Source organism: Pseudomonas sp. TE3895 (assembly GCF_056278855.1).
Genome location: NZ_JBWBQE010000001.1, coordinates 1712487 through 1727182 on the forward strand (window position 1 = coordinate 1712487; position 14696 = coordinate 1727182).

The 14696-nt window shown below is 59.1% G+C and carries 12 protein-coding genes and 1 pseudogene; 5 read left to right on the top strand and 8 right to left on the bottom strand.

The window, feature by feature from the left end; translation table 11 throughout:
* Position 1: 1 nt before the first annotated feature.
* The 8 genes and pseudogenes from ACZ889_RS07755 to ACZ889_RS07790 form a co-directional block, all read right to left on the bottom strand.
* Complete coding sequence (locus ACZ889_RS07755) at positions 2-1723, bottom strand: tetratricopeptide repeat protein (RefSeq protein WP_003247399.1); 1722 nt, start codon at positions 1721-1723, stop codon at positions 2-4.
* A 256-nt stretch (positions 1724-1979) separates the two neighbouring features.
* Positions 1980-2111: pseudogene (locus ACZ889_RS07760) on the bottom strand (IS5/IS1182 family transposase); the annotation flags it as partial.
* An 81-nt stretch (positions 2112-2192) separates the two neighbouring features.
* Positions 2193-2918, bottom strand: a complete 726-nt coding sequence (locus ACZ889_RS07765) for a phosphocholine cytidylyltransferase family protein (RefSeq protein ID WP_060545806.1) — start codon at positions 2916-2918, stop codon at positions 2193-2195.
* A complete protein-coding gene (locus tag ACZ889_RS07770) occupies positions 2915-3517 on the bottom strand; it encodes a type 1 glutamine amidotransferase (RefSeq protein ID WP_060545808.1) in 603 nt (200 codons plus the stop codon). Before ACZ889_RS07770 ends, ACZ889_RS07765 begins: the two co-directional genes overlap by 4 nt.
* Positions 3514-5874, bottom strand: coding sequence for a PEP/pyruvate-binding domain-containing protein (locus ACZ889_RS07775; protein WP_476257284.1), 2361 nt, complete (start codon positions 5872-5874; stop codon positions 3514-3516). The genes ACZ889_RS07770 and ACZ889_RS07775 overlap by 4 nt, the downstream gene beginning before the upstream one ends.
* Before the next feature lie 59 nt (positions 5875-5933).
* On the bottom strand, positions 5934-7244 hold the full coding sequence (locus tag ACZ889_RS07780; RefSeq protein ID WP_010951975.1) for an ATP-grasp domain-containing protein: 1311 nt from the start codon (positions 7242-7244) through the stop codon (positions 5934-5936).
* Positions 7245-7256: 12 nt separating this feature from the next.
* Positions 7257-7874 (bottom strand): CDP-alcohol phosphatidyltransferase family protein, encoded by a 618-nt coding sequence (locus ACZ889_RS07785; RefSeq protein ID WP_064490923.1) that lies wholly within the window; start codon positions 7872-7874, stop codon positions 7257-7259.
* A 23-nt stretch (positions 7875-7897) separates the two neighbouring features.
* On the bottom strand, positions 7898-9091 hold the full coding sequence (locus ACZ889_RS07790) for an MFS transporter (protein WP_257645129.1): 1194 nt from the start codon (positions 9089-9091) through the stop codon (positions 7898-7900).
* Positions 9092-9901: 810 nt separating this feature from the next.
* On the opposite strand from ACZ889_RS07790, the gene hemA reads away from it, so the two are divergent.
* Genes hemA through murI form a run of 5 tightly spaced genes read left to right on the top strand, consistent with a single transcriptional unit; the run spans position 9902 to position 14627 of the window.
* Complete coding sequence (gene hemA, locus ACZ889_RS07795) at positions 9902-11179, top strand: glutamyl-tRNA reductase (RefSeq protein WP_003247394.1); 1278 nt, start codon at positions 9902-9904, stop codon at positions 11177-11179.
* A complete protein-coding gene (gene prfA, locus ACZ889_RS07800) occupies positions 11176-12258 on the top strand; it encodes a peptide chain release factor 1 (protein ID WP_003247392.1) in 1083 nt (360 codons plus the stop codon). Before hemA ends, prfA begins: the two co-directional genes overlap by 4 nt.
* A complete protein-coding gene (gene prmC / locus ACZ889_RS07805; protein WP_004575885.1) occupies positions 12258-13088 on the top strand; it encodes a peptide chain release factor N(5)-glutamine methyltransferase in 831 nt (276 codons plus the stop codon). The genes prfA and prmC overlap by 1 nt, the downstream gene beginning before the upstream one ends.
* Complete coding sequence (locus ACZ889_RS07810; protein WP_014859519.1) at positions 13082-13837, top strand: molybdopterin-synthase adenylyltransferase MoeB; 756 nt, start codon at positions 13082-13084, stop codon at positions 13835-13837. The genes prmC and ACZ889_RS07810 overlap by 7 nt, the downstream gene beginning before the upstream one ends.
* Positions 13830-14627 (top strand): glutamate racemase, encoded by a 798-nt coding sequence (murI, locus tag ACZ889_RS07815; protein WP_476257285.1) that lies wholly within the window; start codon positions 13830-13832, stop codon positions 14625-14627. The genes ACZ889_RS07810 and murI overlap by 8 nt, the downstream gene beginning before the upstream one ends.
* The last annotated feature ends 69 nt before the right edge of the window (positions 14628-14696 follow it).

A 14696-nucleotide genomic window follows, 5' to 3' on the forward strand; every position in this document is an offset into this window, starting at 1 on the left:
GTTAAAGAGTCTCGGATCCGGTCAGGCGCAAAAGGGTCTTGCGCAGGATAGGGCTGTCGGCCTGGGCCTCGAAGCCCTTGGCCCATACATGGCGAGCTTCGCGGCGCTTGCCGTTGGCCCACAGTACTTCGCCCAGGTGGGCGGCCACTTCGTGGTCGGGGAAGTTGGCAAAGGCCTGGCGCAGGTAGGTTTCAGCGACGTCGAGGTTGCCCAGGCGATAGTTGACCCAACCCAGGCTGTCGAGCACTGCCGGGTCATCGGGGGTCAATTGGTGGGCCTTGTCGATCAGTGCCTTGGCTTCGGCATAGCGGGTGGTGCGGTCGGCCAGGGTGTAGCCCAGGGCGTTCAGGGCCATGGCGTTTTCTGGCTCGCGGGCGATGATGGCGCGCAGGTCTTTTTCCATCTGCGTCAAATCGTTGCGCTTCTCGGCCAGCATGGCGCGGGTGTAAAGCAGGTTGAGGTCGTCCGGGTAGCGCTGGATGGCTTGCTGCAGCACCTGATTGGCCTGGGCGTCCTTGTTGTTGTTGCTGTAGCTTTCCGATTCGATCAGGAATAGCTGGATGGCGTAGTCTGGCTGGGCTTCGCGTGCTTCGGCCAGCAGGCGCGAGGCATCGCTGCCGCGACCGTTGGCGATCAGGATGTCGGCCTGACGCAGCTGTGCCGGCAGGTAGTCTGGGCCTGGGCCGACCAGGGCGTATTCATCCAGAGCGCCAGCAGGGTCGTGGCGCTCCTCGTGGATGCGGCCCAGGTTCAGGTGCGCGGCGTCAACGTAGCTGTCGCGCTCGATCAGCTCCTGCAAGTAGCCTTCGGCTTCATCCCAGTCTTTGTTCTCCAGGCACACCAGCGCCAGCGAGTAGCGCAATTCGTCGTCATCGGGGTATTGCTGGACCAGACTGATGAACTCGCCTTTGGCATCGGCGATACGGTCCTGTTCGACCAGGGTGCGAGCGTAGGTGAGGCGCAGGCGTTTGTCGTCCGGGTTGTCGCGAATCGCCCCGCGCAGCAGTGGCAGGGCCTCTGGACCACGGTCCAGGGCCTGCAGCAGACGGGCGCGCAGCAGGATCGGGGCGACTTCGCCGTTTTGTGCCGGGTGCGACTCAAGCAGTTCCAGGGCTTCTTCGGTCTTGCCGTCCTGGTTCAGCAGCAGGGCCTTGCCGAATATCAGCTGGCCGTTGTCGGGGTATTTCACCAGCAGGCGTTCGAAACTTTGCAGCAGGCCGTCGCGGGTGCTCTGGTCGGTTTCGGCTGCGGACAGGGCGAGGAAGTCGAAGTGGGTGTCGCCCTGGCCCTGCAGTACCTTTTCCATGTAGGCCATGGACTCGTCATAGCGGCCGGCGCGGGCCAGCTGGATGGCGGCGGCGCGCTGGGCGTCGAGGTTCTGCGGGTCGTTGCGCGCCCAGACCAGTGCATTCTCCAGTGACGGCTCGTCGGCGCCGAGGTACTCGGCAATGCGGTAGGCGCGCTCGGAAACTGCTGGGTCCTGGGTTTTTGCCGCCTGATCGGTGTAGTTGGCCAGGGCGATGTCGAAACGGTTGCGCTGGCCGGCCAGCTCTGCCACCAACAGGCTATAGAGTGTGTCCTGCTTGAACGAACCATACACCACGGGCTTTTCCGCCTCTGCCTTGCCAGCTTCGGCGACGGGAGGCTCGGCCTTTTGCGGGGCCAGGCTCTGGCAGCCCTGGAGCAGGGCGAAGGCAAGCAGCAATGCGTATGGTTTGTTCATAGAAAGGCTTATTAGGAGGACTCACCGGCGGTCGGAGCATGATGACACAAGCGCGGAGGCAAACCCACCTGCGAAGGTCGTGGTTTACAGGCTGGGTGGTGCTGAGTAGGACAGCGGGGTGGGGGAGAGGTTCGAGGGGGCTTCTGACGCAATGACCCAGCCCCTGCCTTTATATTTTACGTCCGTGGAAGCAGGAAATGGGAGAGCACAAGCGCCATGAGAAGCGTAATGTGCGGAGTTAGGGGCTGTTCCCGTTTCACATGGGTAGCCAAAGAAAGGCGCAGGCCATGGCCACTGCGCTTTCATAATTCCGCTTGAGCTTGTCGAAGCGCGATGCGGCCGCCCGCTAGTGCTTCAACCGGGCTAAGGCGTTTTCAACCAGGTGCAGCCTGAAAAACCTTGAGCCATTTACCCGCCGCGATCCTCGAATCTACCGTCAGGGTTAGTCGCACCGACAATTTTGTCGAGATCACCGGTCAGGATAGATCCGCTCGTATAGTGCCACGTCGCTGGGGCAGTCAATTTCTCCCCAGGGAGCGTGCGTCGCCACGCCGGCGACTGGAAAACCTTCGCTGACTAGTGTCCCTAAAAGCGATGTCATGTCAGCTTGGTCGCGTGCCTGAGGCGTGAGCCCTTGCAATTGCTTTTTCAACGCCTGCCAACCCGCTGGCGTGACTTTGAACAAGCCCATGTACTGGCCCTGAATGATTTCAAGACTGGTAGCGGTCTGTCCAATAGCGCTCACCCATCCATCGACTAAGCGGAAGTTCTCCAGATCTGGTAGCGGATCGTTGAAGCGTTGCTGCCAGAGACGCACAGCAGCGGGATCGTAGCCCAGGACAATATCGGCTGGATGGTTAATTAGCTCGGATACTAGGGTGCTGTCGTAGAAGATGTCTCCGTAGCTAACAAGGCAAGGCTCTGCGCTCAACCAATCGCTGGCGCAATTTAGAGAGCTGAAAATACCGGAGCTGTGCCAGCGGTGGTTGTGAAACAAAGTGTCGGCGAATGGTGCAAGCATTTCGCTTCGATAGCCTGCAACGATGCCAACCTCGCTGACATCGCATCGACGGAGCGTTTCAATCGCGCGCTGTAGCAGTGGCACACCGTTAAAGGGTACCAAGGCCTTGGGGCGTTCATCGGTCAGGGCTTGTAAGCGGCTCCCGCGACCAGCAGCAAGAATGACGGCTTTCATGAAAAAGCTCCGAAGGCATGTCGCACGCGTTGAATATCCAATGGATCGGCAGGTAGTTCTCGCTCGGGGTGCCACATGATCCCGGTATGCCGACGGTGGTCGTCATACACAGCCTCGATCACGCCGTCGTCGGCCAGGGCTAGTACGCGGTAGCCGTCGGGCGCCTCGCGAAAGCCGTATTCATGATAGGAATTCACTCGCCGCCGTTGTTCTTGCATGTTGATCATGTGCTCACCTACATGGCCGGCCAAGCGTTCCAAAGTGCCACCAGCTCGCGTCAACATTACCTGCATGCCGCGGCATACACCGAGCACCGGAAGCCGTAGATTTTCCGCAAGATCAAGCAAGACCCTCTCAGTGACGTCGCGTGTGTCGGCTGTCCCACTCAGGGCCTGGCAACTCCCTCCACCGGTAAGCAGGAGGCCCTGAGGGCGCAATGATTGGACTAACGCCATGCTGACTCTTGGATCGTTTGGAAGGTACAGCGGGGTCAGCCCACATTGGTCTAAGAATTCAACCCAGCGCTGGTCGAGCGCGTCCCGCCATTCCTGGCGTTCGGCGTTGAACTGCCTGAGCATGGTCAGCCCAACCAAAATCATGCCAGCACCTGTATACGCCGCTCGGCGCAGTCGAGCAGCAGGCTTGTCGCCGCCAATAGGGTTTTGAATCGAGTATCGCCCACGCCGATAGCTGCGGGAATGGCGAACTCTCGGGCTCGGATCGACATATGCGAGTTCTCGCCTCCGTAGGCGGTGATGAAACCAGCAATGCGGTGGGTAAAAATCCAATCAAAACCCGGATCAGCGTTTTCGATTAAGACAATGCAACCCTCTATGTCCGGTGCCAATTGCCCTGGAAGCACATGGGCCACCCGCGCATGAGTGGCACTTCGAGTGATGAAGTTGGGATTGCACCAGTGCACTCGATGGCCGAATAGATCTTGCGGCTGACAGATGATGCTTGGCGTACGGACTAACTGCGTTTCATACCAGCGGCTGCGGTTGTGGGCAATCGCTTGGTGCAAACGTTTGCGATCAATGTCGACGTAACCGCGGGTAAAGTCGGTGATTTGCGCAAAGCTGAGTTGGTCGCGGTCAAGACCATGTACCTCACCCCAATCGCATAGTGAGCGCAAAACATCCGAAACAAACGCTGCATAGAGGTATTTGAGCTTCTCGCGCGATGCAATAGCGGCTTGAGCAAATTGGAGGAACTGCTCGGCGGAAACGTTAAGACCGCACTGGTCGAAAGCTTGCTGCATGGCGTTGACCTGGGCCCGAGATACAGTTAGGCCGTTCGTAGATTTTGGGGGGCGTTGTAATGGGCGCTGCCAGTCAAAATAACTCTCCGGAGTCTCGTCGTAGCGCGCCACACGTATATCGTAGGTACCCGGCCGGACATGACCGTGGAGCTTTAGGAAATCGTCCTTATGCAACGTCTGGAAATCGCTGGCCATCTCGCGACCGATACTATTGACCCCTCCGGTCACATGATCGATGAAACCGGCAGATACTACCCCCGCTGTTTCCAGCGATTTAATTATTGCGGTACCTACGAACGCTGCACGGGCAGCGCCAGCGAATACTTCAGCGACAACGTTGGCCGCCGATAGAGCATTCCTCATACGTTGCAAGGACTCGCCCCGAGGTTGCCTCGCCATTAAACTCTGCACCTTGTCAGTAATACTCGGTAGACGTGTCAGGTCGGAGAAGAACGGGCCGCTGGGGGAAATAATGTGCTCGGTCAACTGGCGTAGCTCGTTCAAGTAGCATTCGTGCTGCTTGGTACTAAGAGTCCGGAGCGCCGGCAGCGCGGCAGCGGCATCGGGGCTAGTAAGCTCTGGCGTGAAGCAAGTAGGAATGATCGCGAACTCGATCTTGTCATGCAGATGAGGATGCATGGCCAAGTACTCGCCGCACTGTTCGACTACGCGCTCGGCAACATCTTGAGGTACCGAGGCCGGGATGAATGACTCGATGCTGTGGGCAATGCAGATGAAAGGAGAGCCACCCACCTGGTACATCAGCGGTTTGCGCCGCAGATCCCGGTAGCCGTATCGGAATCTGGCAGAGGCCCAATTAAGGTCAGTGATCAGCTCCTTATATAGCGAGTAGGCTAGCGCCCGCGGCTTGGTACCGATCATTTCCGCCGGGTTCCAGTCCGGCATAAGGCCAAGGAAGGCGGTCGACGTAGGACGCAGATGGTGTTGCTTGCAGATCAGCTCTTCGAGCTGGGAAACCTCGTGCTCCAAAACTTTGCGTAGTTGGGCGTCGGCAAGTGCGCTGGCATTACGGGGCCCATCTGCGGTCATGGGACGTACTTGGAATAGCAGAGGGCCATCGCCAGTGATCGCGAACTCTATGTCCAAGGCATCGCGCCCGGTTAGAACTTGTACCTCTTCGAGCAAAGCAAACAGCCCTGGTAATTCCGCAGGCTCGCTTGCCGCTTCGCTGCCAAGGGAGACGAAAGCATGCACAGTCTCGTTGCCGGTAGTGACACCGTCAGTACTGGCACCTGGTACATAGTCAACTACGTAATATGGCAAACCCGTCTCTGGATCACGGGTCATCGCCACTCCGCTGGCCAATACTCCTCTCGCCATCTGCTGCACCAGCACCTCATCGCGCTCGCGAGCTAGGCCGTAGGAGGCGATCACCGTCTTGATGGCTTCGCCGAGTGCCTGGCCGCCACACACATCTAGAACTGACGCGTACATTCCTGCACCGGAATGGCCGTCGCGGTCTTCGGCTAGGCAGCTGGATCGTACAATCAGCGGCTCATCGCCAAAGAACGCCTGACAGTGCGCGATCACTGCCTGCCAGTCCTCCCGCCACTGTGCCACGGTGAATCGATGAAGGGGCAACACTTGCCCGGTGCTCAGAAGTGGTGCCAGTTGCTGCAGGGTATCGGCCTTGCCGGAAAAAGCGAACACGGGAGAAGGATTTACTGAGTGCATATGTCTTCCCTAATCAGTCGAATCAGTCCGTTGCAGGGGGCTGTCAGTTCATGTCAGGTTTAAGCCAATTCGGCGCCGGTATAAGTCGCGAGTTCAAGGCCGTAAAGTGAGGACAGCTCGCGTAGGAAGCGATTGCCCTTTTTCGCCGCAGAGTGGGGGCAGTCGTCCTCAACGATGACGTGGCCAATTGTGCCGATGTTGCCGCTATAGACGTTTACCGCCTGGCCAGGCGCAACGTGGGCGGTGCAAAACCGGATGGCGTACTTGTCCAGTAATGGCTGTAGGGTGTCGGGGTCGTAGTCGTGGGCGATATGACCGCCATTGCGGGAGGCGACAGTTACGACGCTACCTGCGCGCTGAAGCACTGAGTCGTCAATTAGAATGGGCTCGCCCAGGTGCAGACGGACTAGCAGTTCGAACGGGTCGATGCCGGTCAGCATCCGGTACATCTGCGGCGCTACGCTACCCATCATGCGTGCGTTGATCTCCACTAGACAGGGCCCTTTGGCATCGCGCAACAGTTCAACATGATAAAGGCCAACATCCAGCCCCAGAGCGCTGAACACTGCCTGCACATATGCTTTGATCTCGTCGCGCTGTGCTGCGTCAAGGCCTGACGGCATGGTCGCGGTCATTTCTAATATTTCGCTATGGTCGGCGCGGAAACGGATGGTGGTCGCAAAGCAGGAGACCTTGGTGTCCTGGACGATGACTTCCGCTGAATGCAATGTACCGTCGATGTATTGCTCGACCAGATAGTCGCGGCTTACCAAGTGGTCGATCATAGGATCAGCACCCTTGCGACTCTGGCGCAGCTCGGCGAGAAAGGCGTCAAAGTCGGTCTGGCTATGGCAAATGGCGGAAAACTGCTTGGCGAATCCTCGGGTCGGCTTGACAACGAATGGCAGCGACAAACTCGGAACGACCCCATTGATCAGTTGCTCCTCGCTTAGTACTTCAAAATCAGGAGAGCGTAGTCCGTGTGCCCGCAGCGTTTCGCGCAGTCGACTCTTGTATACCGCCCCGCACAGAGCTTCGTACCTCGGGTAGAGGGTGCCGATGCGCTGGGCCTCCCGCGCCACCGGTACTATGGCTGCTTCAGAGGTAGAGATCAGGGCGTCAATAGGGCGCTCTGCGTGCAGGTTGGCCAACAACCGGCTGAATTCGCCGCCTTCCAGATTATCGATACGCAAATAAGCATCCACATATCGCAGGTAAGGCTCGAGACGAGAGGTGTCGTCCTTGATCGAGATCGTCAGGAACGAGGCGTCGCGCTGATGAATGAAGGTGACGTGGCAGCCAAGCCGTTTGGCTGCCTCAAAAGCCAGCAGGCCGCTTACGGTGCTGTCGACGAAAACCACGTGTTTCATTGGAACCTCGGATTACCAGGGATGAAAGTAAATAGTGCTGAGCCCGAACAGCATTGCGAAGCAAGCGACCGTCGAAGGTGCGCCATACTTGGGAATTCTCAAGCTGGTGACCTGGAGGATGCCGACCAGGGCCATTAGGCCGACGATCACACCGGCACCGTAATGCCCGGCCGATAACCCCATCAGGGCCAGCGCAAAGACAAATCCTGAATATGTGGTGGGTAGCCCCTGATATCCCCCGCCAGCCGATGTGCCGGGCATGCCAAACAGCGATAGCCGCAAAATGGCCGTGAAAACCAGAGTTACTGCGGCCAGCGTGGCCGAAAGAGACTGGTCGAGGATTAGGATGACAAGGGCTGGCGTGATGCTGAAATTGAGCAAGTCGGCAAAACTGTCTAGATGCTTGCCGAAGGCCCGTTGCGCGCTGTTCGCAGCCAGGTAGCGCCGGGCTATGTGGCCGTCAAGGAAATCGAGCATCGCGGCCAGGCAAATCACCGTCGCCGCCAGAACAAACCGTCTTTGCAACGCAAAATAAACAGTACCGAAGGCCAGGCCGATATTGAACATTGTTAATATGTTCGCCAAATCCAAAAGACGGACGAACGGAAATACACGCGCCAATGTGGGCATATTGTTCTCCTTGAAGAAATTATTTAGACAGGTTGTTTTCCCTTGATCGAAACTGTCGTTCGCAGGACGTTGGATGCGAAGAAATAGAAAGCAACGAAGATAATGCTCGTGCTGAACAGGCCAACATACTTAACCAGTATTGAGCCGGCGAAGATGGTGATTATCATGCCTAAGTAGACCCCCGCATACTGGACAGATGCCATCAACGGCATGGCGCTGGTAGGTGTGCTCCTGACAAGATCGGCTTGCAACTTGAAAAATGCCAGTTCGAAAAAAAATATGTAGAGAAAATACGCGATGTAACTGGACTGAATATCATGGCCGAACGCTGCGAGCATCATGAACAGGCCGCTGACTACAGCCATCGGCATAGGTGGCGGTTGCACATTACACTTGCCCAAGCGATAGAACAGTACTGCGCCCACCAAAGCTGCCACACTATTGACGGCCTGCAACAAACCGACATACACCTCTCCCAAGCCCAGCACATGGGCCGGTAACAGCACCCTGGACACATTGAAGAAGCCCTGAAAAAGGCTGACGAAGACGATGAACTGATAGAGGCTGAGGCGTAGCGCGGGATACTCCTGCAAAAGCGAACCAAGGGCAGTCAATAGTCTTGGTGCGACCTGCACGGTGATCGGAGGCTTTGTTGGCGCAGGTAGTAGATAGGCCGCCAAAGCCGCGATGGAAAAAAGACTGACAGTAATGAGCAGGGCTAACCCAGGCGTCATGTTGGCTTTGAACAGTAGCAAACTGATGCCTGCCAGGCCTCCGGCAATGAATTGTGCGGTGAGTGTCAGAGGCACTGAGCTGGCGATTTGCGCACCCGGGAAATAACACTTGATGGCAACAATACGGCCTACCCGTTGCAGCGCATCCAGGGTGCCAATGACTACCGCGCCTAACACGGCGACTTCCACATAATGTGGCAGGATCTTGTAGGTGACCGCCGCGCAGCCCAGCGACAGCAAGTTGGCACTCCACAGCAAGGTGCGTGGCGCTAGATAGTCAGCCAGTCGGTAAATTGGAACGACAAGAATTACCGGCAGAACCATTGGTGCAAACAGCACCACTTGGGAAAGTATTAGGCTAGCAGTATGAGCATAAATATAGTAGGAAAAATAAATATAGCTCAGCGTAGAGGCCGAAATAGCACACAAGTTAACGCCCCAAAGAAGCACTGAGTGCCTACGAGATACTGCAAATTCTTTCATTGCTCGCGCCTATTATATAGCTTCCTGCCATGCACGAAGCATACCCTACATTGGAAATCATTTTTAAGGTAAGCTTAACAAAACTGAAATATAAAAATGCTTGTTGTTGATGTGTTACCAAGTAAGCGTGCATTATTCCAGTTCGTCATTACCGCTACTAATCCTCGTCAACAAAAAATTCTAATCATCGGCAAAATAAATAGATAGAAATAAACCGACTGACTGATAGCTCGATGCTATCCAACTCGTATCGCTGTCTCAGTGAGGAATATCGATGTAGCGGCGTCAAGACTAGGTCCGGAAGGAGGGTAGGGCAACAGCTGGGCATGTATTTGGGAAATGGACTACAAGACTGTGGATAAATCTTTGGAAATATGGCAAAAGTCTTCTCGACCCGGTCGGCGTAGTTGGCTAGGGCGATGTCGAGCCGATGGCTCTGGCTTTTGCTCTTACTGTCGCTTCTAAGCGCGCGGTTGATCAGGCGCTGCAGATTGCGACTTCAGGAGGCCGAGCGTAGGGCTTGCTCCCGGGAGGACCGCGCTGCAGGCCCCATCCTGGGGCGCAGCGCTTGACGGGCATCCATGCCCGTCACCTCCCTGCGCAAGGCCTGCGTTCGGCCTCCTGAAGTCGCGAAGATCAAGATCAGGATCAAAAGCCAGATCAAAAGCCGGCAAGACCTGAAAACACCGCTAGGGCAGGCTACGAAAAGGCGATAGCCGCAGGACTATCAGCACAATAGCGAACGGTGGTTGTCCTGAAACCTGCGAAAGAGGACAATTATCGGCTTCCCGTCACAACCAGCGACCTTGCATGGCCTTTCTTGCACTTGGTATCAACCATAAGACTGCCTCGGTAGACGTACGCGAGCGCGTGGCGTTTACCCCAGAGCAGCTGGTAGACGCCCTGCAGCAGCTCTGCAGACTGACGTCCAGCCGCGAGGCGGCGATCCTGTCGACCTGCAACCGCAGTGAGCTCTATATAGAGCAGGACCACCTGTCCGCCGACGCCGTGCTGCAGTGGCTGGCCGACTATCACCGCCTCAGCCTCGACGAGTTGCGCGCCAGCGCCTACGTGCATGAAGAGCACGAGGCCGTGAAGCACATGATGCGCGTGGCCTCGGGCCTGGACTCGCTGGTTCTCGGCGAGCCTCAGATCCTGGGCCAGATGAAGTCCGCCTACGCCGTGGCCCGCGAAGCCGGTACCGTCGGGCCGTTGCTTGGGCGCCTGTTCCAGGCCACCTTCAGCGCCGCCAAGCAGGTGCGTACCGATACGGCCATCGGTGAAAACCCGGTTTCGGTTGCGTTCGCCGCGGTCAGCCTGGCCAAGCAGATTTTCGCCGACCTGGGCCGCAGCCAGGCCCTGCTGATCGGTGCCGGCGAAACCATCACCCTGGTCGCCCGCCATCTGCACGAGCAGGGCGTACGCCGTATCGTGGTGGCCAACCGCACCCTGGAGCGCGCCAGCATCCTGGCCGAGCAGTTCGGCGCGCATGCCGTGCTGCTGGCAGACATCCCACAGGAACTGGCCAACAGTGACATCGTGATCAGTTCCACCGCCAGCCAGTTGCCGATCCTTGGCAAGGGCGCGGTCGAGAGCGCACTGAAACAGCGCCGACACAAGCCGATCTTCATGGTCGACATCGCTGTCCCTCGCGATATTGAAACCGAAGTCGGCGAGCTGGATGATGTCTACCTGTACACCGTCGACGACCTGCACGATGTAGTGGCAGAAAACCTCAAGAGCCGCCAGGGCGCGGCCCAGGCGGCCGAAGAGCTGGTATCCGTGGGCGCCGAAGACTTCATGCTGCGCCTGCGCGAACTGGCTGCGGTGGACGTGCTCAGGGCCTATCGCCAGCAAAGTGAGCGCCTTCGCGACGAAGAACTGCAAAAGGCCCTGCGCCTGCTGGCCAATGGCGGCAACCCCGAAGACGTGCTGGCCCAGCTGGCCCGGGGCCTGACCAACAAACTCCTGCATGCGCCCAGCGTGCAGCTGAAAAAGCTCTCGGCCGAGGGCCGCCTTGATGCGCTGGCCATGGCCCAGGAACTCTTTGCCCTCAACGAGGGCTCCACGGACAAATCCCCGCAATGAAAGCGTCGCTGCTGAACAAACTGGAAATCCTCCAGGACCGTTTCGAAGAACTCACCGCCCTGCTCGGTGACGCCGAGGTTATTTCCGACCAGACGCGTTTTCGCGCCTACTCCCGCGAGTATGCCGAGGTAGAGCCGGTCTACGCTGCTTATAAAGAGTGGCGCAAAGTCCAGGACGACCTCGAAGGCGCCCAGGCGCTGCTCAAGGACAGTGACCCGGACCTGCGTGAAATGGCCGTGGAAGAGGTGCGTGAAGCCAAGGAGCAACTGCTGACGCTGGAGGCGCAGCTGCAGCGCATGCTGCTGCCCAAAGACCCCAACGACGGTCGCAACGTGTTTCTCGAAATCCGCGCCGGTACGGGTGGCGACGAGGCAGCCATCTTCTCTGGTGACCTGTTCCGCATGTATTCGCGCTACGCCGAAAAGCGCGGCTGGCGCCTGGAGATCTTGTCCGAGAACGAAGGCGAGCACGGCGGCTACAAGGAAATCATTGCCCGCGTCGAGGGCGAGAATGTCTACGGCAAGCTCAAGTTCGAGTCCGGTGCACACCGGGTTCAGCGTGTGCCCGAGACCGAGTCCCAAGGCCGTGTCCACACTTCCGCGTGCACGGTGGCGGTGCTCCCCGAGCCGGACGAGCAGGCCGCCATCGAAATCAACCCGGCCGACTTGCGCGTGGATACCTACCGTGCCTCCGGTGCCGGCGGCCAGCACGTCAACAAGACCGATTCGGCGATCCGTATCACCCACTTGCCCACCGGTATCGTGGTCGAATGCCAGGAGGAGCGCTCGCAGCACAAGAACCGTGCTCGCGCCATGTCCTGGCTGTCGGCCAAGCTGAACGACATGCAGACCAGTGCCGCGCAGAACGCCATTGCCAGTGAGCGCAAGCTGCTGGTGGGGTCCGGTGACCGCTCCGAGCGCATCCGCACCTACAATTATCCACAGGGGCGGGTGACCGATCACCGCATCAACCTGACCTTGTATTCGTTGGACGACATCCTCAGCGGTGGCGTAGACGCGGTGATCGAACCGCTGCTGGCCGAATACCAGGCCGATCAACTGGCCGCCTTGGGGGACTGATGACTGTCATCGCCAGCCTGTTGCGCAACGCGCAGTTGCCTGAATCGCCCACTGAGCGCCTGGATGCCGAACTGCTGCTGGCTGCGGCCATCGGTAAATCGCGCAGCTACTTGCATACCTGGCCCGAGCGTATCGTCAGCAGCGAAGATGCCGAGACCTATGCCGGCTACCTGCAGCGCCGCCGTGGCGGCGAGCCAGTGGCCTATATCCTTGGGCTGCAGGGCTTCTGGAAGATCGACCTGGAGGTTGCGCCGCATACCCTGATCCCGCGGCCGGATACCGAGCTGCTGGTCGAGACGGCGCTTGAACTGCAACCCGCTTCGCCAGCCAAGGTTCTCGACCTGGGTACCGGTACGGGGGCTATCGCTCTGGCGCTGGCCAGCGAGCGCCCGGCCTGGCAGGTGACAGCGGTTGACCGGGTGGAGGAGGCTGCTGCCCTCGCCGAGCGCAACCGCCAGCGGTTAGGCCTGGCCAACGCTCGGGTAAGGCTAAGCCACTGGTTCGACAGCCTGGCCGGGGAGCGTTTTGACCTCATTGTCAGCAACCCGCCCTACATCGCCGCTGAAGACCCGCACCTTGTGGCCGGCGACGTGCGCTTCGAACCCAGCAGTGCCCTGGTGGCCGGTGCCGATGGCCTGGACGATCTTCGCGTGATCGCCGCCCAAGCCCCCGCGCACTTGTTGCCAGGTGGTTGGCTACTGCTGGAACATGGCTACGATCAGGCGGCAGCGGTACGTGCTCTGCTGGCTGAACATGGCTTTATCGAGGTGGCCAGCCGCACGGACCTGGGCGGCCATGAGCGCATTACCCTGGGGCGACTGCCATGCTGAGTGATCAGGAACTGCTGCGTTACAGCCGCCAGGTGCTGCTGGCCCAGATCGACATCGATGGCCAACTGCGGCTCAAGCAGAGCAAAGCGCTGATCATCGGGCTGGGTGGCCTGGGCTCGCCAGTCGCCCTGTACCTGGCCGCCGCTGGCGTGGGTGAGCTGCACCTGGCCGACTTCGACACCGTCGACCTGACCAACCTGCAACGCCAGGTTATCCACGACAGTGCCAGCGTCGGCATGAGCAAGGTCGACTCGGCCTTGCAGCGCTTGCAGGCAATCAACCCGGAAGTCAGCCTGGTTGCTCACCGCCAGGCACTGGACGAGGACTCGCTGGCGGCTGCGGTGTCGGCAGTCGACCTGGTATTGGACTGCTCCGACAATTTCTCTACCCGCGAGGCGGTCAACGCTGCCTGTGTCGCCGCCGGCAAGCCGCTGGTCAGCGGAGCGGCAATCCGTCTGGAAGGCCAACTGTCGGTGTTCGACCCGCGGCGTGACTACAGCCCGTGCTACCACTGCCTGTACGGGCATGGTAGCGAAGCCGAACTGACCTGCAGCGAAGCTGGCGTCATTGGCCCGCTGGTGGGGCTGGTGGGTAGCCTGCAGGCGCTGGAGGCGATGAAGTTGCTGGCTGGCTTCGGTGAGCCGTTGGTCGGCCGCTTGCTGTTGATCGATGCCCTCGGCACCCGTATCCGCGAGCTTCGTGTCAAGCGTGACCCGGCTTGCACGGTCTGTGGTAAGCGCGATGGCTGAGCGCTCGGCGCCGATCGGCGTCATGGACTCGGGGGTTGGCGGTTTGTCGGTGCTGGCCGAGATCCAGCGCCTGCTGCCCAACGAAACGTTGCTGTATGTGGGCGATTGCGGGCACATACCCTACGGTGAGAAGTCGCCGGACTATATCCGCGAGCGCTGCCGGCACATTGCCGGGTTCTTCCATGAACAAGGCGCAAAGGCCATGGTGTTGGCCTGCAACACTGCCACGGTGGCGGCAGTGGCTGACCTGCGTGAGTTGTATCCGACCTGGCCGTTGGTGGGCATGGAACCGGCCGTCAAGCCTGCAGCGGCAGCCACCCGCTCGGGCGTGGTCGGTGTGCTGGCCACCACCGGTACCCTGCAGAGTGCCAAGTTCGCAGCCTTGCTCGACCGCTTCGCCAACAACGTACAGGTTATTACCCAGCCTTGCCCGGGGCTGGTCGAGCTGATCGAAGCCGGTGACCTTGTAAGCCCAGCGGTGCGCCAGCTGCTGCAAGGTTATGTGCAGCCGCTACTGGCTGCAGGTTGCGATACGCTGATCCTCGGCTGCACCCATTACCCTTTCCTTCGCCCATTGCTGGCCGGCATGGTGCCGAATGACGTGGCCATCATCGACACCGGCGCGGCCGTGGCGCGTCAGTTGCGACGGCTGCTGGGTGCCAATGATCTATTGGCCGAAGGCCCGGCCGGCGCTGCACGCTTCTGGACAAGCGCTGACCCAGAAGCCTTAAGAAAAATCCTACCTGTGCTGTGGCATAAGTCTGACGATGTGCAAAGCTTTGCGTTGTGAAAAAAACGTGAAAAAAGGCTGAACTATCGTTCCACTTCTGCTTTCTACCGCTTTGCCTGAGATGAGGCG

Excerpts from the sequence above, each read along its gene's own strand:
- ACZ889_RS07785 (WP_064490923.1), bottom strand. The coding sequence starts at position 7,874 with ATGCCCACATTGGCGCGTGTATTTCCGTTCGTCCGTCTTTTGGATTTG.
- ACZ889_RS07765 (WP_060545806.1), bottom strand. The coding sequence starts at position 2,918 with ATGAAAGCCGTCATTCTTGCTGCTGGTCGCGGGAGCCGCTTACAAGCC.
- ACZ889_RS07810 (WP_014859519.1), top strand. The coding sequence starts at position 13,082 with ATGCTGAGTGATCAGGAACTGCTGCGTTACAGCCGCCAGGTGCTGCTG.
- ACZ889_RS07770 (WP_060545808.1), bottom strand. The coding sequence starts at position 3,517 with ATGATTTTGGTTGGGCTGACCATGCTCAGGCAGTTCAACGCCGAACGC.
- ACZ889_RS07755 (WP_003247399.1), bottom strand. The coding sequence starts at position 1,723 with ATGAACAAACCATACGCATTGCTGCTTGCCTTCGCCCTGCTCCAGGGC.
- ACZ889_RS07775 (WP_476257284.1), bottom strand. The coding sequence starts at position 5,874 with ATGCACTCAGTAAATCCTTCTCCCGTGTTCGCTTTTTCCGGCAAGGCC.
- hemA (WP_003247394.1), top strand. The coding sequence starts at position 9,902 with ATGGCCTTTCTTGCACTTGGTATCAACCATAAGACTGCCTCGGTAGAC.
- prfA (WP_003247392.1), top strand. The coding sequence starts at position 11,176 with ATGAAAGCGTCGCTGCTGAACAAACTGGAAATCCTCCAGGACCGTTTC.
- murI (WP_476257285.1), top strand. The coding sequence starts at position 13,830 with ATGGCTGAGCGCTCGGCGCCGATCGGCGTCATGGACTCGGGGGTTGGC.
- prmC (WP_004575885.1), top strand. The coding sequence starts at position 12,258 with ATGACTGTCATCGCCAGCCTGTTGCGCAACGCGCAGTTGCCTGAATCG.
- ACZ889_RS07790 (WP_257645129.1), bottom strand. The coding sequence starts at position 9,091 with ATGAAAGAATTTGCAGTATCTCGTAGGCACTCAGTGCTTCTTTGGGGC.
- ACZ889_RS07780 (WP_010951975.1), bottom strand. The coding sequence starts at position 7,244 with ATGAAACACGTGGTTTTCGTCGACAGCACCGTAAGCGGCCTGCTGGCT.